Annotated in this window: 12 protein-coding genes and 3 pseudogenes; 8 read left to right on the top strand and 7 right to left on the bottom strand. The window is 57.0% G+C overall.

The annotated features are described in order from the left end of the window. Positions 1-206 precede the first annotated feature (206 nt). From L2I41_RS04775 to L2I41_RS04765, 3 genes and pseudogenes are all read left to right on the top strand, one after another. A complete protein-coding gene (locus L2I41_RS04775) occupies positions 207-485 on the top strand; it encodes a hypothetical protein (RefSeq protein WP_237152374.1) in 279 nt (92 codons plus the stop codon). Beyond that, positions 482-670 (top strand): annotated as a pseudogene (tnpB, locus tag L2I41_RS04770) (IS66 family insertion sequence element accessory protein TnpB); the annotation flags it as partial. The gene L2I41_RS04775 and the pseudogene tnpB, both read left to right, overlap by 4 nt. Positions 671-683: 13 nt before the next feature. Further along, complete coding sequence (locus L2I41_RS04765; RefSeq protein ID WP_237152592.1) at positions 684-929, top strand: hypothetical protein; 246 nt, start codon at positions 684-686, stop codon at positions 927-929. 227 nt (positions 930-1,156) lie between these two features. Here L2I41_RS04765 and L2I41_RS04760 read toward each other — a convergent pair. Continuing rightward, a pseudogene (locus L2I41_RS04760) lies at positions 1,157-1,396 on the bottom strand (helix-turn-helix domain-containing protein); the annotation flags it as partial. 308 nt (positions 1,397-1,704) lie between these two features. On the opposite strand from L2I41_RS04760, the gene L2I41_RS04755 reads away from it, so the two are divergent. The 5 genes from L2I41_RS04755 (at position 1,705) to L2I41_RS04735 (ending at position 10,317) form a co-directional block, all read left to right on the top strand. After that, the gene (locus L2I41_RS04755) at positions 1,705-2,385 is read left to right on the top strand and encodes a vWA domain-containing protein (protein WP_237152373.1); all 681 of its coding nucleotides are present in this window, start codon (positions 1,705-1,707) and stop codon (positions 2,383-2,385) included. Positions 2,386-2,397: 12 nt separating this feature from the next. After that, on the top strand, positions 2,398-3,180 hold the full coding sequence (locus L2I41_RS04750) for a PP2C family serine/threonine-protein phosphatase (RefSeq protein ID WP_237152372.1): 783 nt from the start codon (positions 2,398-2,400) through the stop codon (positions 3,178-3,180). Further along, the gene (locus L2I41_RS04745) at positions 3,177-6,950 is read left to right on the top strand and encodes a protein kinase domain-containing protein (protein ID WP_237152371.1); all 3,774 of its coding nucleotides are present in this window, start codon (positions 3,177-3,179) and stop codon (positions 6,948-6,950) included. Before L2I41_RS04750 ends, L2I41_RS04745 begins: the two co-directional genes overlap by 4 nt. Before the next feature lie 596 nt (positions 6,951-7,546). Next, the gene (locus L2I41_RS21615) at positions 7,547-8,161 is read left to right on the top strand and encodes a hypothetical protein (protein ID WP_390633828.1); all 615 of its coding nucleotides are present in this window, start codon (positions 7,547-7,549) and stop codon (positions 8,159-8,161) included. Next, positions 8,158-10,317, top strand: coding sequence for a hypothetical protein (locus L2I41_RS04735; protein WP_237152370.1), 2,160 nt, complete (start codon positions 8,158-8,160; stop codon positions 10,315-10,317). Before L2I41_RS21615 ends, L2I41_RS04735 begins: the two co-directional genes overlap by 4 nt. A 68-nt stretch (positions 10,318-10,385) precedes the next feature. Here L2I41_RS04735 and L2I41_RS04730 read toward each other — a convergent pair whose 3' ends face one another. The 6 genes and pseudogenes from L2I41_RS04730 to L2I41_RS04710 all read right to left on the bottom strand — a co-directional run bounded on the left by L2I41_RS04730 (position 10,386) and on the right by L2I41_RS04710 (position 25,338). Further along, positions 10,386-12,119: a type IV secretory system conjugative DNA transfer family protein gene (locus tag L2I41_RS04730; RefSeq protein WP_237152369.1), complete on the bottom strand. Its 1,734-nt coding sequence runs from the start codon at positions 12,117-12,119 to the stop codon at positions 10,386-10,388. A gap of 627 nt (positions 12,120-12,746) precedes the next feature. After that, complete coding sequence (locus L2I41_RS04725; RefSeq protein ID WP_237152368.1) at positions 12,747-14,273, bottom strand: DUF4189 domain-containing protein; 1,527 nt, start codon at positions 14,271-14,273, stop codon at positions 12,747-12,749. A 385-nt stretch (positions 14,274-14,658) separates the two neighbouring features. Then, positions 14,659-14,835: pseudogene (locus L2I41_RS21610) on the bottom strand (transposase); the annotation flags it as partial. A 108-nt stretch (positions 14,836-14,943) separates the two neighbouring features. Continuing rightward, a complete protein-coding gene (locus L2I41_RS04720) occupies positions 14,944-20,817 on the bottom strand; it encodes a DEAD/DEAH box helicase (RefSeq protein ID WP_237152367.1) in 5,874 nt (1,957 codons plus the stop codon). Positions 20,818-20,851: 34 nt separating this feature from the next. Continuing rightward, positions 20,852-22,900: a hypothetical protein gene (locus tag L2I41_RS04715; protein ID WP_237152366.1), complete on the bottom strand. Its 2,049-nt coding sequence runs from the start codon at positions 22,898-22,900 to the stop codon at positions 20,852-20,854. Next, positions 22,900-25,338 carry a hypothetical protein gene (locus L2I41_RS04710; RefSeq protein WP_237152365.1) on the bottom strand — a complete coding sequence of 813 codons (2,439 nt, stop codon included), beginning with the start codon at positions 25,336-25,338 and terminating at the stop codon, positions 22,900-22,902. Before L2I41_RS04710 ends, L2I41_RS04715 begins: the two co-directional genes overlap by 1 nt. Positions 25,339-25,399: the final 61 nt, after the last annotated feature.

Here is a 25,399-nt window from a genome sequence, read left to right as displayed (position 1 = left end):
GCTCAATGGTCGTAACCGGTGTTCTAACCCCACGTTGTCTGCTGTCGCCTGATCTGGGATCGACATTCCATGGATGAGCGACAAGGAGTTTCTCCATGGAGAGTACGTTGGAGGTTCTCACAACGCGACGAAGCAGACGTGAGGCACATCGCCAATGGCCTGACGAGGTCAAGGCCTGGATCGTGTCGGAGAGCTGACTACCAGGCGTGACGGTGAATGAAGTGGCCGAGTGCTACGGGCTGAAGGCCACCCATCTGTCTTCCTGGCGCGCGCAAGCGAGGCAAGGCAAGTTGGTGTTGCCAGAGCCGGAAGACGCGGTCGAGTTTGCGGCCATGGTTGTGGAACCACCATCCCCTGAGCCGCTGACGGTCAAAGCTATTTCCCGTGCCGAGATTGTCGTCGGTCCGGTGACTATCCGTCTGGAGGAAGGCGCGTCTGTGGCCCGGATCGCTGCCATCGCGCGTGCACTGGCTGCGGCGACATGATCTTTCCGTCGAACCGCGTCAGAATCATGGTGGCGACCAAACCGGTGGATCTCCGCAAGGGTCATGACGGGTTGGCGGCCTTGGTGAATAACGAGTTGCACAAGGACCCGTTCGCCGGAACGGTCTTCGTGTTCCGGTCTCGTAAGGCGGACCGGTTGAAGCTGATCTACTGGGATGGCCCGGGATCATCATGGCCTGATGACGCTCTTTCACTTCCGCCGCAAACCGGGCTGCGATCGAACCGAACCGCAGAAGGCGGCCAACCCGGCGAGATCGAGGGTGCGTTCGGTGGTCGAAGGTGTCTTTGCTCACGAGAAGTCGATCTTCGATTTGTTCATCCGCACCATCGGCATGGCAAGAGCCAAAACCAAGATCGGCCTCGCCATCATCGCCTACAACATCCGCCGTTACATCCACTTTGAGGGCCGAAGCGCACCCGCCTGACGGCAGATGCCGCAGTCCAAGGCCTCCGAACAGGGTTGAGGGCGATGACAAGAGCGTGCCGACCGTTTGTCTCCACATGCCGAAGCACCTGGTTGCACCCTTCAGAGGAAAAAGTCTGGTTCTTCGAGGTGTCCGCCACGCGGAAACGCCGTCGCGATCCGGGTCAGGACCGCGCAGGACGAGGCCCCGCAATACCGCCTGCTGACCCTCATTCAGAAACAATCCGCCGCCGGGGCGTTTGCGGTCGCAAAGGCCGTCGACACCTTCGGCGTTGAAGCGGATGACCCAATCGCGCGGCGTCTGCCGATCCATGCCGGCGGCCCGCGCAGCCACGGCCCGGCTCATGCCGTCAAGAGCGTTGGCGATGGCCAGAAGCCGAGTCGCAACCCGCCCGTCCGTTCAAGCCGCGCCCTTCGACGCAGTGTCTCCACGTCGATGTCCGTCCGGATGATGAGTTTGCTCGACATCGAAGTCCCTCCCCAGAACGGAGGGAATCAGAACCGAGCTGATTTGCATAGCCTGAGAGTCAGGAATGCGCGGGACCGGTATGATCTGCCAGTCCACCCTGATGCATCGCGTGCAGCAGGTGTCGAGCTTGCACTTCGGATTGGCGGCGATCCACCGTCACATGACTTTGGAATGTGTGAGGAAATGACGCTTCGCCCTTTATCCCATCAAATCGGTTTTAAGGTGCGCCACGGGTTTGCGCTACTATGCGTGGCAAGCTTGATATGCTACTCAACTTCATGCAATTTGATTCATTGGGAGTTTGGAAATGTCCGATGGCAAATTTGACGATTTTGAATTTGCGATAAACCAGGAAGATCGCTGTCCGGTAGTGCTTCTACTGGACGTGTCGGGGTCTATGTTTGATGATGGCAAAATTGACCGTCTCAATGAGGGCTTGATTTCGTTTAAGAACGAAATAATGTCTGATCCGATCACATCGTTGCGCGTCGAGGTTTCGATCATAACCTTCGGTGGCAGCGTAAATGTCGTCCATGAGTTTTCGAGTGCCGAGCTGATCAACCTGCCGCCGCTGCAGGCAATGGGCGCCACGCCGCTGGGAGAGGCGGTGGACGCCGCGCTCGCCGAGATCGAGCACCGCAAGGCCGAGTACCGGACCAACGGCATCAACTACTATCGTCCTTGGATCTGGATACTGACTGACGGAGCGCCTACTGACGACGATTGGCAGTCGGCGGCAGAACGGGCTCGCGAAGCCGAGGCGAACAGGAAGGCGACGGTGTTCTGTGTCGGCATAGGGCGCGACGCCAACCTGCAAGTGCTCGCCGAGTTCTCGTCGCGTCCACCGTTACGCCTTGAAGGACTGCAATTCCGCGAGATGTTCAAGTGGTTATCGGGGTCGCTGGCCAAGGTTTCACAGGCGAAAGCCGGCGTTGGTGATCAGGTGTCGCTCCCCCCTGTACAGGGGTGGGGCACTGTCATGTCCTAAAGGCGATCGACCATGCCTTGGCTCGCTGGGCAGGCTAGCTTACGCGGCACAAGTCACATCCGGAGCGGAGCCCCTTGTCAGGATTCAGGCCGCGTTTGGGTGTCGCCCGACGGTCGTGCTATGGTCGGCGCGGTGGCGGATGGCGGCGGCTCTCTGGATCGATCCGATCTGGGCTCGGCCGTTGCCGCGTCGTTATTGGTGTCGGCGACGGTCGTTCGGCTTCCCGGCTGGGGTTGTTTGAAAAACCTGTCTGAAAACGTGTTTGAAGAACATTGGCGTACCGTTGTCCGCGATATTCGCGCCGTGCTTGCGCTGGAGGCCGCTTTGACGCAGGGAGCGGCGACGCGCGACTATGGTACGACACTGATCGGTTTTGTGGCGTACGATGATGTCTTTGCCGCCATGCAGATCGGCGACGGCTTTGTCGTCATCGGCAGCGGTGCCGATGACCTCTCGACACGCTGCAGGTTGCTGTTTGATGCGCGGCCGGTCGAGCAGGCCGGAGAGGTCGTCTGGTTGACCAGTTCGCTCTGGCAGGAAGATTTTCGCTGTGCTCTTGTCAGGGGCGGCGTCGACTTTGTCGCCGCCTCGACCGACGGACTCGAGAAGGTGGCGATATCACGGCGCGAACAGGAGCCGTTTCCCGGATTCTTCGCGCCGCTCGCGCAGCGTGTCAGCGAAGCTGGCTCATCGGCGGATCTGTTAGCGCTGGCGAAGTCCGTGATTTCGATGAAGAGCCTCGACAACAAGGTCGATGACGACAAAACTCTTTTACTGGCGCGACGATTGTCATGAATGCAAACGGACCGCTGACTGGTCAATCCCTGTTGCAGAAGCCAAGGAAAGGCGCACCGGTCAAGCTGACGACGTTGGTTGCCGAGAGCGGCGAGGGTGCGGTCTATCGCTGCAACCGGTCTGGATTTGTCGCCAAGATTTACAACAAGCCGCAGCCTGAGCATTTCCGCAAGTTGTTGGTGATGATCGCCCGTCCACCCCGCGATCCGGCGGCTCCGGCGGTGTCCATCGCCTGGCCAGTGTCGATTCTCGAGCGAAGCGATGGTGCCCCGGTCGGCTTTCTCATGCCTGAGATCAGCAAGGCGAAGCGACCAACCATTCTTTATGTGCCGAAAGCCCGGATGCAAGACGCTGCGGGCGTCGACTGGTACTATCTCCATGCCGCAGCTCTCAACGTCGTACGGCTTTTCCGAGCCATCCACGAACTCGGTTATGTCATCGGCGACGTCAAGCCGGAAAACCTCCTGGTCAACGCGTCGATGCAGATCTGTGCTATCGATACGGACTCCTTCCAGGTCACAGATCCGACAACGAAGTCCGTGTATCGTTGCCCGGTGGGAACGCCCGACTATACGCCGCCGGAGTTGATCGGCCGAAGCTTCACGGAGGTCGATCGGACTCCTGAGCACGACCTGTTCGGTCTGGCGGCTTTGGTCTACTTGTTCCTATTTGGCAAGCATCCCTTTAGCGGCGGTACTCTGCCCGATGCGCTGGTCGGGCTCGAGACGAGCGAACGCATCGTCCGCGGTCTCTGGCAGTGGAATCGCAGCATACCGCTCAAGCCGCATCGCGGAGCACTGCCACTCGAGATCGTGCATCCTGATCTGGTGGCACTGTTCCGGCGATGCTTCGACCGTGGCGGTCAGCGACCCAAACTGCGGCCGACCGTTCAGGATTGGCAGACAGCTCTCGAGAAGGCGATTGAAGATCTGGTCTGGTGTCAGGTGTCCCCGCTGCACGTCTTTGCAGGCCACGGCAGCTGTCCATGGTGCGAGTTGGCCCGATCGGGCTCCGGCGTCGATCTTTTCCCAGCGCGCGCGAACATTACCAGTTCATCTTTCTCTCACGTGATCAACGTCCTCAATCGTCAGGTGAAAAACGGCGACTACGTCACGGCGAAATCGCTGTTCGACCGGTATCCGCAACTGACTTCCGATCCGAGGACTTCGCAGGCCTGGAGCGAAACTCGCAAGTATGCAGCGACTTTGGCGCGGTTCGAAGCGTTCCGAAAGGCCATAAGCCGTACCGCCGACTTCGACGAAGAGAACCTCGCGCTTCTCAAGACCACGCCAACGGACGTGTTCCAGCTCACGGACAAGAACCCTCAGACTTCGCCAAATCTCGAACGATTGCGTTTGCTCGCGAAAGCAATCGACGAAGTTGAAACAGCGATCCGTGCCTCCAAGCCTACCAACGGACGGTACTTCCTGGCAGGCGAACAGGCGATACTGGCTGCAGCCCGCGCACATGCCACGATCCTTCAATCTGCACCATCCACCTATCCACGCTATGCTGCGCGGATGCAGGATGCCTGGGATCGGAAAGAAGCATTCGCGGCTCTGACCAACGCCGAAACGTCCGGCAGTTTGGTGTCGATCGCTGCGGTGCTCGATAAGCATGGACCGCGTCTCCAGCAAATCTCCGAGTTCAATGACCGTCAAGCTCGGTATGCCGACATTCGCAAGGTAGCGGTCAGTCTTTCCGACTTTCTCGACGCCGCGACTCGTCTGGGTGCTGATCCGGAGGTTGTGTGCGCCAGTTGGGAAGCCACTGCGGATCTGGCATCCTCAGATTTGGCGCGTGAAGCGAATCCGATGTTCGGAGGCAAGAGCCCGACCAAGGTCTTCGAGGAATTTGCCGCTCGCCGGACGGCATTGCGGTCGCTGGCCGAAACGCTTGAGCGCATCGCACCTACAGTGCGGCCGGTCACCGAAGCATCGCTCAGCGCCGCCTACGCCGAAGTATCCGCCTATGTCAAGGCTTACGGTGCGGTGCCGACTCTGTCGCCGCTTCTCCAGCGAATCACCGCTCTTGAGACCGCCACCAGCGTACTCGCCAAGCTTCGCAAACTTGCGGCACGCGGACGGAAATCGACACTCGACCTCGCCCGCGCCTGGCGGGCCCGGGAAGGCGTTGACCTCAGTCTCGATCCTGACCTGGGCTCGGCTGTGGCCAGCGCCGACGCGTTGTTGACGGGGGTCGAAGCTTTCATTGGCATGGCTCGCAGTACGGCCTGTGACGAAACCGAGTTGCTACGTCTTTGGATGGAGAACGGTCTCGACCATCCTGCAGCCGCCAAGATTGCGCTCGGCGAGATGACGATTCGGGGGCGGGCCGATCTCGCTCGTCGTCGCCTTGCTGCTGTCGCTGAGATGGAAAGTTTGCTCGCCGCGGCGGATGCCGGCCTGGAACGCAGTCGCGCCGGCGAAACCGCGTTGCTCGAAGGTTGGGAGCACCACGCCGGAGTATTGGCGGCTTGGGGAGACGCTATACGGCGGTTTTCACCGCGCCTCGAGTTGGCCCGACAGAGGTTGTGGCGTGCAGCCGCACTCTCCATCGCTGTACAGACGCGCGACGTGATGGCTGCCAGCTCCGCCTGGGGTGCCGACGACCTGCTCGCCAGCTTCCGCGAGGCCAAGTCTGATGCGCAGTTCGGTATGGATGCAGCTCGCGTTGTCTCCACGGTCGAGGCGGTCATGTCCCAGCTTTCGATCGCGCCGGAGAGCGAGACCGAGGCGTTGGTCAGTTTGGGGGGCGTGCTCGAACGAAGTCTTCCTTCTGTTTCCGCAGCGCCGCTCTCCTTGCTTGCCGGTCGGACGCCTCTTGATTTTGAAATCCAGCTCAAGGCACGTGCGGTGTTTCGGTCCAGCCTCCAGCGCTGCAATTCTGCGGACGGCAGCGCAATGTTCGCTCTAGCGGAAGCCTGGAAGGCAGAGTTCGGCGATGCCGATCGAAGGTTTGCCGAGTCGCCGGTTCTAAAGGACGCATTGGCACTTCTTTCGCGGTGGCGACAGCTTTGTGAAGCTGCGCAAACCGGTGCGGACGCAACGGTTGCCAGCCTTTGGACGGATTCCCGGGTGGAAGCGGCTCCCGATTTTGCCGATCGGGCTCCTGGCCTTATCGAAGCGCTCAGATCCTTTCTCGATCGCGAATCCTGCTTCTTGTCTTTGCAACTCAAGGGCATAACCATCAATCCAGACTGCACGCTTAAATTGTGCTGGATCTGGAAGGACCCTCGTGTCACCCACGCCGAAATCGTCGTTGGTGACCAGTATGCCGAAAAAGCCGCGCGTGCCGAGACGATAACCCACCATTGCGTCACTAAGGCCCAGTTCGACGCCTCCAACGGCTTTTTGGTGTCGTCTCCGGGGCGGCAGGTGGTGGCACTCGTCTATCCGGCGTTTGTGCTTGGTGGCAGGCTGGTGCGGTCGCGGCGGCAGATCAAGGTTCAAGAGAACACGCTACGGACACTGCGTTATCGGATCTATGCCAACACGCTGCGCAGTGACGAGCAGCAGATCGAACTGCAAATCGATCGTCCCGTTTCACTGCCACCGCTGTATCTCCTGACCGAGGCCAAAGAGGTCGTGGCGCGATTGGAAGCGCAACCATTCGACGACACGGCGCGCCTGTTGATCACCCTGCCGATCCGTAGCAGCTTGTTGAAGCGCAAGAAACTCGTACATCTCGATCACGTATTGCCCGACGATGCCAAATGGCTAGAAATCGTCCATCCCGCGTCAGCGAATCGCAAGATGGTGGTGCGGTGATGGATACACCATCGATCCTGAGACCACGCTGTCCTTCTTGCGGTCGGCGCATATTCCTGCCGCATGCGTCCTTCGCATGCGTTTCTTCTAGCGAGATGTGCACGCCGGTTTCGGATCCTGTCTATGCGTGGGCGCGAGGACTAGCCACTGCGCCGCGGCGGCCCCATGTCACTTCGCCCGTGGTACGAATGCAAACCTGGCGCCAGAAGTACTCGGCCATCCCCTGGCTGTCGCGATTGTTGGTCCTGCTAGGTGGCGCTATGGATGTAGTGGCGCCGATAAACGAGATCAACTGCGCGGGCTGTGGCCGACCGACTCGTCAGCGAGTCTGTCCGAATTGTCATGGTGAGTTGCCGGATAATATTGGCAATCATGAAATATTTCGCATTGCAATCGTAGGTCCACCGGGTGCGGGAAAGACGCATCTGCTCGTCGCCCAGGCCGAGTGTTTGGAGCGGTTGCTCGGACCAAGCCTCGGGTTGACGGTTCGCCCTGTCGGCCGGACACGTCAGTCGCAGACAAATCAGGCGCGGCGTTGGGTATTCGAACAAAGGCGGACGCTGCCCTCGACCCATCGTCTTTCGGTGGCACAGGACGTGGGCGAACCTTTGGTATATGAACTGACTGCGGAACGGTACGGGTTGGCGGTTAACCTGGTTCTGTTCGACCCATCGGGTGAAGACTGTCTCGATGAGAAGGCGCTGGTCAATCACGGTCGGCAAATCATCGATGTGGACGCGTTCCTGATCGTTGCCCCGGCCAACCAGCCCGACGCTGCAGACACAATCGACGGCCGCACGCGTGATGTGATCGAAACACTTATTGCGGCAGCCTCTCGTTGCGGCCGCCCACTGAGACGGTTGTCGCATGTCCCCGTGGCTTTGGTCATCGGCAAGATCGACCGTCTTGCTGTTCGTGGTCTGTTGGATCCACGTCTGTCCGATGGCGTACGGCACCAGGATCGTGTGCGCTTCGACCTTCTTGATGCAACGATGGAGCACAGCCGCGAGACGCTGATGAAGAGCGAGGTCGGTCTGGAATTGGTTCAGACTCTCGAACGACGTTTCCGAAAGGTTGGTTGTTTCGCCGTTTCTGGTCTTGGAGTCGAACCCGATGCTGATGGGCATGTAGTTATAGTCAGCCCCCATCGTGTCGAAGAGCCGTTTCTTTGGCTACTGAAGGCGAGCGGGTTGGTGAGGGCGGTTCGATGAACACATCCGTACACCAAGCGATTCTATATTTAGACGGGCACCAGCAGCTCCGCTTGTTGCCTCAGCCTGGTATAGATGAGTTGACATGGATTCTTGATTCCAATCTCCGAATAATCCTTGAATTATGTCAAATAGAGCCATCGAATTTCAATTCTTCAGATTTCTATCTGTATTTTGGAAATGATAGATATGGTGCCTTGATCTGCATATTTCGCAAGCGTAATATTTCAGATACTGGTCTTAATATCATAGGTAAGGTGGTTGGGTTCTCCTTATCTAAGGATTTTAGTGATATACTTTTTTCTTTTTTGACGGGAGGCAGTGATTTCTGGCACTCGCAAACAGAAAGGAACGACGGTCATAGTCGGCGCTCTCCTTTTTTTGTATTGAGTGAATTTCAGAAGTCGTTAACATGGTATATAAAAAGAAGATCCTTGAACTTTGAGCTATTCGAGGCTTGTATCTCAGCGGTGGATGTTCTTTCGTACAGGAGAAGCATCTGCAAAGTCATTGTTGTTGGGGGAGATATAGAAGAAAGATTTCGTGTTGCGGTCGAGTTGATGAATTTGATGCGGAGTTCTTTCCCAAGAATGACTTTTGGGCTTTTGACTAGTTACGACATGGACGTTGATCTAGGTACCGATCTAACGGTGATGTGTTGTGAGATCCCGCCAATTAACACCAGCCAAGCAATCCTGATCCCTTTGGACCCACCAAAGGGCAAGCGGCTGCGGGTTCCGTCTGTCTCGCCGAGTCCCAAAGGCACTGTCGTTCGCCCCGGGCGTTCGCCTAGTGCCGGATTGCCTGAGCGTGCGCCCCCCATGGATCAAGCGACGCCAATCCAATCGACAAGTACACCGTCCTTTCAAGGGGGGGGGAGCATTGAAGGTCAAGGTCGCCAGCCGGCGGAAACCTCGTCACCGACACCCGTTCCCGTTGCCTCCGCGCCAGTCGCCCCAGAGGAGTGTGCCGCGGCGTTGCTGCATCTCGCGTTTCGGATCTGTTCAAGGAGAACGTCTCCCGCGCCGCTCATCCAGGCGATTCAAGACCGTCTTGGACCTCTAGGTGCCGAGCAAGTTCGACGTGTGTTTGAAGTTGCACTTAGGGTGTCCTACGATAACGCGGAAGCTGCCGCTCTGACAATGGGGGGTATCCAGTCGACCTTCGAAGGTATTCTGAGTTCCGACGCCAAACTGGAAGAAGCCACTTTCAAGGCTTTCGAATCGTGGCCCCCGTCCGCCCGCGTTCTTTATACTAGCCGGCTGCTGCGGGGCCGATCCAACAGCGAAGCGCTTGGAGAGCGACTGCTCGGTCTGGTAGGTGGTCTCATCGACTTTTGCGCGGGCTTCAACGATCTCGACGGCACGCCTATCGACATGCGCTTCGGCTTTCTCCAGTCCGCTGCTGCCTCGGGTCGGTTGCCGGACGAGATTCGTGACCGGGCGGCGGTTAGTGCCGACCGATTGTCGCTCCGTGGCGATCGCATTGCGCCGTCGACGTTGTTGCGGGTTCTAGCTCGCAGTGGCGCTGCAGCAGAAGGCACTTCCCCGCTCGCCCGTGCTTACGCCATCGTTGAGTTGACCGGCGTGGCCCCGGCGCTTGCCGATCCCATGCTGGTACATTTGGCGGCGTTGATGCTGTCTCACGAAACTGGCGTTGATGTCGCGACGGCCTTTGGCATTATCCAAGACGCCGCGTCCAGGAGTTCGGGCTGGACCGTGGGGCGGGAACTCGAAAGAGCTTTTGCGTCAGCTCTCGAACTTCATGACGACGGTTTTGTCTGTCGTAGGCTGCTACCGCGATCGGCAGTTGGCGAGGTCGAGCTTCGCCCGTCTGAAGACGTCGATGACGCCCCCCTTGATCTCTCCGAAGTTGGGATGGTTGTTTCTGGCTTCGACGTCGAAACTGTGCAATCCACCGATGTCTCGTACTCCGGGCCAGCAGCCGATTCCGAGGCCGATCAGACAGGACTGCAAGAGTCTTTGGCGTCAGTGCAGGCGCCTGTGGTACAATCGAGTGGCGACGTGGCTACCGACGCCAACCTGGGAATCGTCGATACAGAACCGTCCGTTAAGGCAAGCAACGCCCAAGCGTCTGAACCGGCGAAGAATCGATGGTTGAAATCCGTGGGCAGGATTTTGGGCAAGAAGGACTGACTCCCTCTTGGAATACCTAGTGAAGCGGATCTGAAATGCTCTGCTGCGGTCGTCCTTGCGGTTCAGCGTCAATGGCGGCCCGTCGGCTGGCGCGGCGGTCGGCCCTTTGGTGGCGCGTTCGCCGGTCGCGAAGCGGGGGCCGCGGGCTGCACGCGACTAGACGCCGAAGCCGCTTTTCGCGGCGGGCGACCGGCCATCAGGGGAACGGCTGGTGTAGGGTTGGCACCACGAGAGGGGGTAGCTTGCGCCGTACGCGATGGCGTAGTCGTTCCGCCAGCGGGACGACTGGTCGTGGCTAGCTGTGGCAGGCTCGAAGCACCGAGCAACGGTCGTGGATCATCGTAAAGCGACCTGAACTCGGGGCGATCGAAGTAGTACCATTTCCGACAGCGCACCGGTCGGTTCTCGTCGAGAAAGGCGATTTGTTCGCTCCGATCGAGCCGCATCACTTCGTCAGGGGTCATCAGCGGCCGAGCCGCAACCGAGTGGTTCATGCCGACGGTGCTGGCGGTGAATAATCCGCCACTACTGCGAGTCGGTGTTTCGACAATTACGGTCGTGTTGCCGATCATTTCCGAGATTTTCTTCGCCGTCTCGACGTCTTGAACGTTGAAGACGATGCGGGCTCCGCAGTTGGCGAAAATGGTGTCAGCCTTTTCGTGGTAGACATTCTTCAGCTGGCTGAAATCCTGCACGATCATCCAAAGCTGAACTCCGGTGCTTGCGAGGTAGGTTACTCCATCCTCGACATCCTCCATCCTTCCGAGGTTGGCGAATTCATCGAGAATGAACAGGATGCGTCGGTCATTGGATTTTGGAATGGTTCGGGCAAGCGAGCGGATTGCCATGCCGGTCAACACGCGCAATGCGCTGCGGTTCTCGCGGATTCGATCGAGGGGGATGATCAGAAAGAAGCTCGCCGGTTGTATCCTGAGTTGATCGAAGGTGAAGTCGCTGGTGGAGGTCAATGCTTCCAACGGACCGCCTGCCGCCCAGCAAGCGATTTGTGGGTAAACGCTGGCGAGGACGTTCTGAAACATCTCCTCGGCCATACCGGAAAAATTGGCGCCGGCCGCGGCGACGGTGCCGTTTCGATGCCGGCTCATCGACTGCAAATGGATGTTGAGTTTGTCGCGTGGCAGCGACAGCAGTCCGACAACGCTGGTCAGATTGCGTTGCGACTCAGGAGCGTCGTGGAGCATATAGAGAATAAAGCCGGTCAAAAGCGTGCGTGCATACTCTTCCCAGAATTTGTCTTTGTCCGATCCGGAAGCTTCGATCAGAAGGTTGGCCAGCGCTCGCGCATCATCGGCTTCATTGATGGTGCCTATGCGCACGAAATCGAGCGGGTTGACACGTACAGAAGGAATGCGCGGATCGTAGGGAGCGAACGCCATCACGGGTCCATAACCACACCGCTGGCGTTGGCTGGCCAGGAAGTTTTCTCCTTTGACGTCGATGACGAAAGTCGCGCCTCGGTGCAGGAGCAGGTTGGGGATGACATGACAGGTACCTTTGCCGGAGCGGGTCGGCGCGAAGGTGATCAGGTGCCGATCACCAGGGTAGCAGACGACGACCTCACCTCCGCGCGCCGTCTCTACTCCGCCGATCAAAATGCCGTTCACGTCGCCGCTGTCGCAGACCGTCAGGCCACGATCGACGATTTCGCCGGGCTCCATGAACTTCGCCCCGCCGTGCGCGTCGCTTCTGTTCAGGTTTCTCAGGGAATTCGAGTAGCGCTTCTGGTTGATAATGAGATTGAAAATGGTATTTAGTACCGCGGACAATGGGTTGAACAACATCTAGGTCACCTGTTTAGGGTGTGAACTAGCTGGTAGTATAGCCACAATTTGCATCGCTTTGTCACGCCTCAGTACCGATCGTTCGGCAGTACCGGAAGGAGAAGAACTTGGCAGCCATTCCACCACCCGGTCGCCCTCCGCGGCGTATGCCAGCGAAGCCGGAGCGGGACGCGGAACGCGTGGAGCGCAAGGTCGGCGCATTCGGACTCGGGCTTCTGGGGACGAGCGTTGCTCTATCGGCGACGGCCTTCGCGCCGCAGCCCGATCGTTCGTGCTTAGACCCGGCCGGTGAAAGGCATTGTTTCGTCGAACCAAATCCGTCACGAACGACGCAGGAGGCGGCTGATCGGCTTACCGAGGCCGCGACTGAGTTGGGAGAGGAGAGCCGACGTCGCGAGGAGCAGCGACGGGCGAACAGACTCCAAGATGGTGCGGAGCGATTGCAGAAGTCCCGTGGCGAGCAGTCACCCTGTTCGATCAATCCGAGTCAATCGGAGGTATCGTCATCCAAAAGAGAGCCCGGCGGGCAGGGAGAAGTGCGGCGCCCGCGTGGGCGTTCCCGGTAAAGAACGCGACTACAATCGACCCACGCACGGAACCGAATTTCGGTCACTGGCGGCACCGGTGTCATTCTCCGATGCAGGCAGCCTGTTCGCGCGTTACCCGGCACCCGGTGTTGCGGGCGCCGCGACAAGCTTCCACCGCAGCTAAGCCGGCTTCGCTGCGCGACTGTCCGCGCCCCATCCCCCAACCTCCGCTCGCACCGACGGCAATGGCGATGCAGCCTTCAGTAAAAATACCAACATAGCAGTTCTGGGCAGAAGCGAGCTTCGCGCAGTTTCCTGTCACAACGGCGCGGGCAACATCGACGGTAGGAGCATTCCATGCGAGCCAGACGTGCCCCTGCTTGTCGATGGCATACGCGCCGAAGTTGTTTTCCAAACCCGGAAAACCGGACGGGAACCCTGGCTGTCCACCGGCGTTCGTACTTGCCAGAGATTTCTGGCGCTGATCGAGATCCTGGCGGTCCTTGGCCAGTTGCGCTTGTGCTACCGCCAGGTTTTGCTGCTGGACTTGAAGTTGATCCCTCAGGGCCTTAAGTTGCGCGGCAAAGTCGGTCAAGCTTTTCTGGGTCGTCGCTAGCTGAGTCTTCTGAGTGTCAATGTCGGTTTGTTGACGGATCAGATCGGCAACGAGCTTTTTGACCGCGGTCGCACGATCGGCAAGGTCCCGCTCCCGCGCAGTCAGATCGTTGTTTTTGCTGTCAAGGTCTGACTCTCTCTGATTTTGAGATGCTTCTTGTCTATTGAGTGCCGCAGACTTGTCACTGAGGTCGGTCGTCTGCTTGTCGAGTTTGCTCTGGGTGTCGCGAAGATCTTCTCTTAACTGCTTCAACGCTACTTCCCGTTGATCGAGAGCTGCGATCTGGCCCATAACGTTCTGCGCGGCTTTTGCCTGTTCCTCCTTTTGCTCGTTCAGCGTAGCCTCGCGCGCTGTGAGATCTGCCTCGCGTGTTGTTTCCGCGGTGGATACTTGCGGCGGTGATATTGTCCACCATTGGTGCAAGTACCAACCAATAACGCAAGAAAAGACAATCAGAATCGGCACTGCCATCAGCAAGGCAAACGGAGAGGCCAGTCTCGCGTTGACAGTGCCGGAACCGAGTCGAGTTACCAATGTCGGATCGACGATACCACGCGGGGGCGGTGGTTCCATGCTCACCAGGTTGGTGGCTGCAGGAGATGGCGAGACGAGACTTGCCGACTGGCTGTTCTGCTGCATCACCTGGAGCAGATCGCTGACCGGGTCGCTTTCTGGAGCTTGCGGCTGCGACATTTCTTCATCAAGCGGCTGATATACAAAGGGGATCTTGACTGGCGGTTCCACCTTGAACTCGAGGGTGATCGATTCCATCGGTAAGACCTTCCAGAGAAGGTTTCGCGGGATCGACACCTGATGCTCAACGGATAAGTCAAGCACGGTCGCGGGAAAACTGAATGGCTCGGTCTGCCAAGCTTCCCAGTTCCGAAACTCGCCGGTGCTCGATCGAATCAGCGAAAAGGATTCACCGGCGACGAAGTCGGCGGGATGCTGAATGACGACGACAGGGAGGGCTTGGGCTTGCTTCTCCGTGACCCGATCGGATTCCCGCATTCTTAATCTCAAGTAAACTACTGTAACGCAACTTTGCGGCAACTCGGCTGCCTGTCAAGCGGCAAAGGTGTACCAACTTCAGAATGGCTTTCGCCACACGGTGTCTCTGTGCCCCGCGGAAATCAACAATCTCTACAGTGAAGGCGTTGCAAGCCTCTCCGTGGAGCCTGACCGACCATGACCATGAAAAACAATACGCCCACCAATGCCATATTGGTAGCGAATTGACTTCGCCAAACACCGCTACGAGGTGCCGGCATCGACCTTCAGAACGCGGCCGCCCTTGCAGCGGATCTCCACATGCGCCAACCGGCACGGAGAAGCTTGTCCTTGGCCGAAGTCTTCAGCTCCCGAGCCTGCGGCGCATCGACAGTTGGGACCACGGTCACCGGCAGGAACACCGGTACAGCCGAAGGGGGGGCGGTTCGGCCGATCGGTGGAACTGGCGCCGCCAAGCATAGATTTGCTGCGGTAACACATCATGGAGCCGAGCCACTTCGATGACAGTCCCCGACCTTGACGCCACCTCGGAAAGGATTGCCAGCTTCTCCTCATCGGGCCAGGTACGACGCCGTTACCGACCCGTCAAAATCTCCACACGTGCCATCGGACACCCAAGCTACGGAACTAATGATGTATTTAGTTCCGTAACTACGCCCACAAGCCCAACTCACAAAGGGGCAGCCACCGGACGGTTACCTGAATGCAGGGCTCGCTGCAGGACCTCCAGAGGACGTCGTGCAAGCTCAAAGCTATCAATTGGTACGACCGTGTGATCGAGGCCGAATTTTGAACTGAAATTGGTCTGATCCCATAGTGGATGAACAACCACCCCCCAACGTGATTGTTTGCTATCGAGCGTGAATATCGGGATATCTTCCCTGCCGTTCAGATGTGATATCTTATTTCCGGGGATGAAGGTCGTTGTTTGCCCGGCGAGCTGATACGCAATGCTCGGCCAATCGGACATTTCGAAGCTCTCGTAATTACCGTCGAGCCCGCACTCGAAATGAGGATCAACGAGTGCACGGAGGTAGGACAAGCCAAGCCTCCAATCCAGCAAACCATGAAGGTTCCTATTATTGTAACGCTGGAGACAGCGGTAGCAGGCGGTAGTGCACTTTTCCCGGTGTTCTTTATCCCCTACAGCGCTCCGAGGCCACTCGTCATCTTTATCGAGCATGCTTCTGATGAGAGCAGAGACAGGCAATCTACTGTTGGACAGCAGGTGACGACAAAAGCCCGAACCGTTGGGCAACGCGTCAGCTATCTGGAGATACGGCACCCGGCTTCCGTCAGCTCCCCTTACGATATTGGGAGCAAGATTTTCAAACTCCTCCGGGGCAATGTCCAGCTCAAGCGCTGCCCTTTGGACGATTAGCTCTGTAGCCGATATCGCAGCCGCCCTAATGCTGGTGCGACTGGGATGTCGATTGTTCATGGAAACGTCCATGTCCAAGAGCCGTAGATTCGGATTGAGTGTTACCGGCCCGATTTGCAGAGAGTTCGTCACTTTTGGCGAGGCCAGCCAAGCTCTCGTAACTTCGTTTGCGCCACGCCAACGCAAGGTGTCCTCTTCCACCACTCGCGGGTCAATGGCTTGCCCTTCCAACCTAAGCATAGGAGAGCGCCGGAACCAGCGGACCGACTTTGCCGCATCGTCCTTCACGTCCTGAACGGCAAACCCTTCGAATCCTAGTGGTCCTTCCTCGGAACGCGCTCCGGGATTGACTAGATACAGTTCCGAGCTCTCGGCGAAATTTACTCGTAAGTTCGCATCCTGAACGGTGTCGTCGGGTTTTCCGAGGCTCGCCAGAGTAATGAGCTGACCAACCTTCGAAGCAATCGGATCCGCCGAGGGGCGGAAATCGGTCCGATAGGCGGTAGGCGTGACACAGTGGATGGGATCGTCATTAAGCTTTGTACCGCAGTCGTCGCACTCCAGCGTAAACTCGGTACCCTTCGACCAAGTGCTGCAGGCGTGACAAAAGCGTAGATGAAAATCCTCCTTTCTCCAGTCGGAGTAAGGTCTCATCGGCGCGTCTAAATCACCTTTGCGGTCGTCGGGCACCTTGAGTACGCCGGTAAAGCCGACGCACCGATGACGGAGTTTCTCTCGCGTACGCACGTTCCCTGGCGAAAAATCGAAGATCGCCATGTCCTGATCCCGATCGATGGTATCCCAGTCCGCTTCCCCATTGCCCGTCTTCAACAGATCTACGTAGAGGTTCCGTGATCGCGTCGGCATGCCATAAAGCGGTACGAGGCCGCCCTCTGCCAGAGCGGAGGCTATTCCAATTGCCTGGAGACCGTAGCTCCCTTCAAGTTCATCGATCTGTTGAAGCAAGCTGTTTTTTGTGACGCGTGCCTCGATTACGGCAACATCGCAATTGGAAGCTTGAGCCAGAATCTTAGCTATCTCGCTTCGCCTGTGCTCCGTACGGTTCAAGGCACGGTTCAACTTATCTTTCCAACCTGCTTCTTTTCGGAAATACTCACTACAATAAAGAAACTCGCCGTGAATATCGCCAGGCACGACGTCGTCGCCAGTCCAGTTGTCTCCGCTTTCGTTCCTTAGGAGATTGAACGCTTCCACGAGCCAGAATTTGCGCAAGAGACGGGACGGGATGTCAACTAGACCCGTCGTTATGAAAGGTGGAGGTGGTGCCGATCCCGTGATCTCGATTGGATTGCGGAAGTAGTGGATGTCGTGGCTCTTGCTTCGGCACACTGTGAGTACGGTTGAAAACGCCTGGCCACGACGCCCAGCTCGCCCGACGCGTTGCTGGTAATTGAAGCGCTGGGGCGGCATGTTGCCCTGATAAACTGCCTGTAGCGAGCCGATATCGACCCCAACCTCCATTGTCGTCGTTACGGAAAGGAGATCGGCTGTGTCAAACAGCTTGCGCCCCTCATACTCCGCTTCGTTTTCGCCTTCCTCGCGCACGAATACGCCCTTAAATTGCTGTAGACGCTGAGCCGGATCGTGCGTCTGACCTGTAAGCTCCTCGCATTTCAGTCGGAAGAGAGGCTCGGAGTTCCCGATGGCTCTACGCACACGTCGGCCCAGAAAGTTGTCTTCCGCCACCTTCTCGGCGTTCAGCTGCCCATCCCATTCCAGCTTTTCTCCGCATCGCGTGCATCTACCAAATCCGTGGTGGAGATGGACGCGCGCGCATTTTGTGCAGCGGATGGCATTGTCGTGCGGCCGCGCCATTCGAAAATAAAGCCTAGTGATATCGATCGATCCATCGCCACGATCTTGGCCGAGCTCCCCATGAAGGATCTTTAGGAAATTGTCCGCTTCGACCTCGGGGTTGGTAAAGAGAGTAGCCAACAGCGTGTTTAGGCGGCTTTTTTTCTGACCGAGCAGATCTGCCGCCGTCCGCCACGAGGTCGGGGTCGCTTCATTGTATTGGTTTGGAGTGATCCGATAGGCATCGGAAAATATACGAAGCCACGCGTCATTTCGGGAACACTGATCGGTATATTCAACCGGGCCGTAAAAGCTCGGCCAGCCGAGCCCCGTCTCTTCCAAAGCGAAGTAGGTCTTGCTGAAGAGTAGATCGGTAGCTTCCGGCGGTTGCTCTTTTTGAAGAGTCTGCCTCGCAAGCCCCAGAATTTGAAGTTTCTCGTCGCTTTCCGTGTCCTCGGATTTCCACAAGATCGTGTTGCCCTTGGTCTTGTTGAAAAAACTATACCAGGGTCTACCCTTGACTCGCGTGACCCAGGTATCAGCTCCGTCGATCGGTGTAGAACCGAGGTTAAGCAACTCCCTGACGATAGGACGAACTTCGTTATTGCTCTTCTCTCCCCTCTTGAACTCAAATAGTTCGATCAGTGGAATGCTAGCAGGATAGCCGCTAGCGGCTTCACGGCTCTTCAGCTGATTAAGCGCTTTCAGTGCGCCTTCAGCCTCTTCGGTTTTGTTCGACTCCCAAAGATCACTAATTGTCTTTTTGAGTTGGGCCATCGTGGCCCTATCCTCATCGCTAAACGCGTTCTTCAACCCAAGTTTGGTGGCCTCCGTCATTAGGATCTCGCGCCTAAGGTCCTTTAAGTGTTGAACCTCTACGTCGAGGGCCAGATTGGCCGCGTCCTCGCGGCTGTCCGAGAAGGCGACCAGTTTACCGTCCCCACCTTGCGCTTTGAGGGATGCAACTAGCTCGGTCGCAAGCAATTGGGAGGTCTTGGCAAAACCCGTGCGGAAACTTCGAACAGGAGATTTTCGACCTTCACGCTTGAGCGAATTCGGCGCCCTGAACCTCCCGGAATAGTCGGTACCGCACTTCGCGCAGCAATAGGGAACGGCGGTTCCTTCCTCATCTGCCGAACGTCGATGAAAATCCGTTGCCTGCGATTTGGGCCAATCGAGCAGATAGCCAGGAATGGCTTCAGGCCCGCCAGTTTCCGCAACTACACCGGTATATGGGTTAAGGAAACTTTGTCTCCATTTGAACGGAGACTCGTCTTTTATCTCTCGCTTTGGTTCCGCCCGTCCTGGCCAGAATAGGGCGAATTCGCGATGGCTTGAATCCTCGAATCTGGTGGACGACGCGCTTTCCGGCAGTTTTTCAAGTTCTTGCGGCGAAGGAAGCAGCGAGACCATTCTTGCCGAGCCAACACCCCCTGCCGTTCCCCGCTTGCCCCCCAAATACAAGTCGCCGCACGCTTCACAATATAGGAGTTCAAAGAGACGCCGTTGTAGCCCGTCACTGGACACATCGTCGTAACTCAACCCGCGTTCAATGCTCGGCTTGCCCCACCTCAACAATCCGTCGCCATGCAGGCTTACGGAAGCGAACAGACCCTCAATATTCCGTACGAAGCAATGCATCCTGAAACCAGGAAGCAGACGTAATGCGTCACGATCCGGCTTGAGAGAGGCCGGAAGAATTTCTTCGGGAAGGTCGGGAATTGCGCGCAGCGCTAGTAACCCGCGCACAACTTGCGGCGCTTCGCCAGGATAGAGTCTCTTGGCGAGTTCCTCCACCTTTTGGGGGCGACGACCATTCGGCGCTTTTGTATCCTGCATTGCATAGTCCAGCATCGAGGCAGCAACCCTCGTTGCGTTCTCAAGTGCTGTAGTATCATCAAGGTGCTCGGTGCCGGGCACACTCCGTGCGGCAGACACAAAGGCTGAGCAGAGATGGCTGGGAACGAGTCTGTATGCGGAAGAAGCAAGTGCTGCGGCCAGCGCGATTAAGCTTGCTGCGTTAGGCTTGGCGCCAGGTTCGGGAGTTGTGACAGCTTTGCCTGTAATGACACTGCGTCGCCAGACTAAATCGATATCTTTGACCCCGGATGTGCCCGCAACGCCGAAAAGATTCTTAAGATATTCTAGGCTGGAAGCAGCATTTTTGTCATCCATCGGCAACGAAGCGGAGGAGGCAAGGATGCGGAGTTTGTGCGCATATTCCGGGTGTAGAAGGCCGAGGCGCTCCAAAAGAATCCTAATGAGGCCGGCCATCTCTGCACCGGCTGAGCCGCGTATAAGATGCAATTCATCTAGCACCAGATAAAAGCGTGCATCAGGATAGTTCATCAACCAATCTCGGGTCTGATCGAGGATTGGTGCGTCTACCTCACGGACAAGCATCGCGTTCAAAATGGACTGGTTTGTCACGAGGATGTCTGGCGGCGTAGCTTGCATGTCCCAGCGAGATATCAACTCGCCGCCGTCCGTCGACGGGAACGCGTATCTCAGTTCCTCAGATCGACCCTCGTCCAAAAGGCGACGTTGGATCGCACGGTAACGTTTCATTTCGATTTTCAGTTTGTCGCGTGCCCGCGCAGCCCGGTGTTTCCACATCTCGTTCTTGGCGCGCCGGGGATGACGCATAAATCCGGTAACCGGCGATTTGCCCGTATAGCGTCCAAAGAAAATCCGGTTTCCGCTAAAGTTAAGGTCCATCGCGGCATGTGCCTCCGGAGAGTCCAGAGCCTTACGGAGCCGGACCATTTGATCCTCAACCAGCGCGTTCAGGGGATAGAGGATCAGCGCACGGACGGCCTTAGGACGTCCCGGATGCTCATTGCGTCTATAAAGCTCAAACGACTTTTTTGGATCGAGCCAAGCATCATCATAAGGGGCGTTAGGCTTTGGCCATGACGAAGCCTCTTTTGAGATTTGCGCTAGCACGGGCAACATGAAAGCTTCAGTCTTACCCGAGCCGGTGCCCGAGGTTATAATGCTCGGGGTGCCGTCACTCACACCGCGTTCGAGCATTTCGATCTGATGAAGATAGGGTTCATAGATGCCCTTGAGCGTCGAACTTTTGAAATCTCTTTCGAAAAGCCCAGAGAGAGCGAGCTGCACAAACGCGGTTCGTTCGCGTTTGTTGAGCCCCTTAAGCCTATGCTCAGGGTCATCAATGAGCGTTTCCAAACCGTGCCCGCACGTCTCATACCTAGGAACTACTTCAAATATCGGGTCGAGGGCTAGTTCTCCTGGTTGCGAGAGTAGTTCTCGTCGCATATCGGCCATGTCTTTATCGCCAATGCGATAGGCCGTATCGAGATAGGCAAGGAACTGATCTATCATCCTTCAAAGCCGCCGATCGGGTCAAACATCGTGCCTATCCCCCCAAGTTTATGAAATGCTGCAATAATTCGTGCTCTGCTCCATCACGCCAGGCAGCAATCCATTCTCGCTCTGTCAAAAGCGCGTCTGCGAGCGCACATAGATCCAGTCCCGTGCCAACTGGGGCTTTAGCGAGCATGTGGGCAAAATGCGTTAGCTCCGCTGTGCCTTCGACCTTACCTGCGAGAGGCTCGATCATTTCGCGTGATCGAGCAGCATTGGCGCTCAATGTCGGCCAAGCACCGGCGTATATAATCGTTGGCGAGGCCGTCAGTCTGGAAGCTTTCAGGGGAAACACATAGCGAAGAGTTGACCTTGGTACGGATACCCTGAGCCCATCGATGCCTGCGCTTGCAATAAGCGCTAGATTTGACGGCAGCCTACCGATTCTTCTCATCTCTACGATGTGGGGCAGCCAGTATTCGCATGGGCCATTCGTTATGTTGCAGAGAGCGACGGGAACGAGAACGTTCGGGTTCGCTTTGGCTATGTCGATAGCCTTTCCCAACCCCGCAGTTTCATTCTGAAGTAAATCTGAAAACGAAACTTGAGTAGGATCGCAAAAGACCACTGCGCCGGCTTCTCCTCCTATGGCGAGTGCGATGTCAGCAGCAATCCCTGCTGCGCCATTGCCCACTAGGACCGGGACGTCATCAACGGAGTGACAAATCACGGCAAGGAGGTCGGTGAGGCGAAGTCCGGTCGAAGAAGCGAGCTCCGATATGACACGCAACCGGTCTGTCTCGCTGGCGATTGAAAGCTCGGCGAGATCCGATGTTGGTTCCGCTGCCAAAGCCGTGTTGGAAGTGTGGCCAGAAGCTTCCACAGAGGACGTTCTATCGATCTGCTCAAGCTCCGCCCGAACCTGCGTTAGCTCGTCTCGGAGCTGTTGTGTTGTCTCCAATGCCGTAATGGCTACAGCACGCGCGGCGTCAGCTATCTTCTCTTTAAGGCGAGCCTCATGTCGGTCCGTTTCGTTGCGCAACAGGACCTCTCGATGCGCGAGTGTCGCTATCCGCTCTTCAGCATCCTGCACCTCTTTGCGCAGTTTTTCGAAAAGCGAGGTCTCTTGAGATAGGCGATCCCTCACCTCAGCCTGGACGCGGTCGTATTCCGATTGTGCAAACTCCTGCAAACGGGTGCGCCAGCCAGCGTCCCGTTCAAAAATCTGAGGCAAGAGTTCGATCAATGACTTACGGTCGGAGAGGACACGGAGGACTGCATCAATATCCTCTCTCTCCTTCTCCGAGATTGACGATGCTACATAAGTCCGTAAAGTTTCGACTAAGTCGGGACACGGCGCCCTTCTGTTTGCGGCGGATAGCGCCGACTCAATACGAGCGAGCCATTTTTCCGCAGAATAGAGAATTTCTTCGTCTGAGCGAAGATCGGTCGACGCCGGAAGGCTCCATTTAGGCGGCGACACGAAGACCATAATACCGTGTGAAACGGCGATCATGTCGAGCTTGCCGGTGACCGATCTTGTCGGCACCGTGCCCACACGGGTATCCGGTGCTAGAGCATAGTGCCCGATTGGAAGCCTGCAGAAGCCGGAGGTCATGAAGCAGTTAGGGCTAATCTCCAGTGCGTCCACCATGCTTCCGATGGGAACCGAGAGTTTTCCCTGGCGCAGGTCGCGGACCAACCTTTCGTAGTCCTTATCCTCAGGACAGTACGCAACAGTAAGCCGGATTGCCGAACTGACGGACACGCTTTCAAGCTTCGCATTGCCAAAATAACCGCCAGGCCTAATTGAATGCTCGACTTCGATTCCGCTCTTGAGGCGGCCCATTAAGGTTGCCGCGGTTGAGCCGGAGGTGAAGGACGGCGAGGGCGTTTCCTCTTTCGAAGAGATAAGCTTCGGCTCCCTCTTTAGCCCACTCAAGAGCCAAAATGAGTCCACGCCGCCGAGCCGGATTTTGCCATTCCTCACCACCTTCGGACGAACAAATCCAGCTGCCCTCTCGTTGTCCTCGGGTACCTGCGCAATGATTGCTCCATCAGTGCCGTATAGTTCCAGGACGCGAAAGATAGATTTTGACATCAAGGCCCCCTTGGGGTCGAACGAGACGACCCTCGAATTTTGCCGGATCGGCAGTCGTATACGGTCCGATGTCTGTTGGAGGCAGAGGATGTGAACCTCTCGATCCATGCAGAACCGAGCGGGCTACGTTGCCATTCGATAGCGACCAACCGGGAAAGCGCTTCAACCTCTTCTTGTCCCAACGGGTACCCATATGTCCATTTTCCCGATGCGTAGATGGGGCCGGGATTGCAGATCACACGGTCCGATGCCCAATGAGCCCAACTGGACGGCAGCGAAGCTCTTGCCGCGGTGGCGGTGAGGACCTTTCCATCGAACGTGAAAATGGATCGACGCGTTCTTGCGTAGTGGCGCAAAATAGCGATCGAAGGCGACTCAAAACTCTCGGAAGGTTGTCCTGCAACAATCGAACGATAGAGGAACGGTCGCTTTCCTTCATTTCTCTCTAGCCGAAAGAGCCCTTCGGCCACTTCGTCACTAGGGTTGAAAAAACCATTTGAATCATCGAAACGCGCGATGGAGCGATAGCCATGTATTCCGTTCGGGTTACCTTGTTTGGGTTCGGCTTGGATCGTAGGCAAAGCTTCCGGGAAGCGGATCCGACCAATAAACACTTGCTGCTGCGCCTTATCGGCAACGCGCACTAGGTATCGCGGAAGAGACCACTCAGAGATCGCATGATGAACTTCTATGAATGCTCCGATAGTTTCAGCAGCAGCCTTTATGCGTTCGACGGTCGCGTACGGTGTCGGCCCGCTAATGAGCACAGTGCGGTCTCCAGCGGCGCGCGCAGTCACGGCGCGTTGAAGTAGCCTCCGTGCGGGAAAGGTGCGTAGTAGAGTTAAGTCAAACCAGCCCGCATCGGCAAATGCTCTGAGTACATCCCACTCATGGGGACGACGTTCGATATGAGACAGGCCTCGTCTGATCAGAACCAATCCCTCGACAAGCGCTAAGCCCCGCGCAGAGCGAGCATACAGCGCCTCCGCAATACTCATCATTGCATCGTTGGTTTCAGCGCGATTTCCTGACCAAAAACGAGTGACGAAGTCCGTGGTGGGACTCGTACCGTAGTAGAATTGGTCTTCTGGGATGTCGCGGAAGCGATCGAGTTTGAGCCTGTGTGTTTCGCCGATCTCCGAAGCGCAAGGAACAAGGAATACACTATGTCGCTCGGCGTTAAATTGCGCCACGGCCGTGCCTGAGTAGGTTCCAGGCGGAAAGGCGATGCCAGGTGGCACCTGAGCCATGGGTTGTTCTCGCCCGTTGATGGAAACGATTACCCGCGCGTGCTGGGGTGTAGTGTACACCGGTGTAAACGGGGACCGTCCAAGAAAGCCTCCCCCTACCTTTACCCCGTCTCGCCAGCCAATGCCCTGCAACGCTGATCTTGCCGGTTGCGAGAGTAGCCCATTTCGAAATGTGGCCAATACCCAGTGCGTGCCGACAGAAGCACATGTTGCAATCGCTCCATCAGAACACTCTGCCAACTTGGATCGACGTAGCAATATGAGATGCGACTTCTGTGAAGTAGTTGCTCGCGCCCTACCGAATCCGACGTCTTCCATAAGTACCAAGCCGTTGCGTATGGCCTTGGCAAGCGCCGGAGGCACATACTTGCAAGCCTCTTCAGGAGTGCGGATTGGGATGCGTTCACCGGAGGGCGATACTCGACAAATCTCAAAGTCGCCAAAGTCGCCGGTCAATACCTCCATTTCCTCTGCGGCGGCTTGTTCGGCGACGACGGAATACCATGCTTTCCAAAATGAAGTGAGGAGATAATCCTCTCCGCCTCGCTTCCTACTGGTCTCAAACAAACCGAGGTTATAGGCGAAGGAAGGTAGGGCATCGGTCAAGTACACGCGTGAAGTTTGAAGGGCGTTCGAAACCACCAAAGGATCCAACAGCTGGGCCTGTTTGAGGGATTGCCGAAGCTTTCTAAAGACGGCTACATCTCTCCAGGTAGGAAATGCAATCCGAAGCGTTCGACCAATCCGCCGATGCGGTTCAATCGCCGGAAGATCTAGTTCGATGCCATGTTTGGATGACAGGTAGTCGCGCAAGTGCTCCCACATGGGGTTTAGGCCACTCATGTTCGCACCGATAAAATTCTCACCCGTGCGACGTCCCAGCATCTGCCGGAAATCGCGGTCCTCGCGTTGCCGGGTCTTCGACGTCTGCATCCAACAAACGAAGAGCAGGATGGGCAGGTAGTTGGGGGGGCGGCCTGCGAGCGGAGTAAGCTCTCCGGCTAGATAAGCCTTGAGGGTGGCTTTGTGCGGAAGCGTACGTAGGAATTTTTCTTGGAGATCGATGAGATCGTCGGCTCCAAGGATATCGGCTAAGTCGCCATCATCGACGTGGACGCTGCCAATCTTTCCGGCAACGCCCGGCTCGACAAAATACTTGGTGAGGAAAATATCCTCATATTGAGACAATCGGTCCTCCCTCCCCAGAAAACCGTAGATGCCACTATTAATAGTGGTGCTGTTTTGTATC

The sequence above is a fragment of the Oryzibacter oryziterrae genome (assembly GCF_021864535.1).
GTDB classification, from domain to species: domain Bacteria; phylum Pseudomonadota; class Alphaproteobacteria; order Rhizobiales; family Pleomorphomonadaceae; genus Pleomorphomonas; species Pleomorphomonas oryziterrae.
Note: the sequence above shows the minus strand (reverse complement) of the source record. Positions and strands in the feature narration are given on the sequence as shown.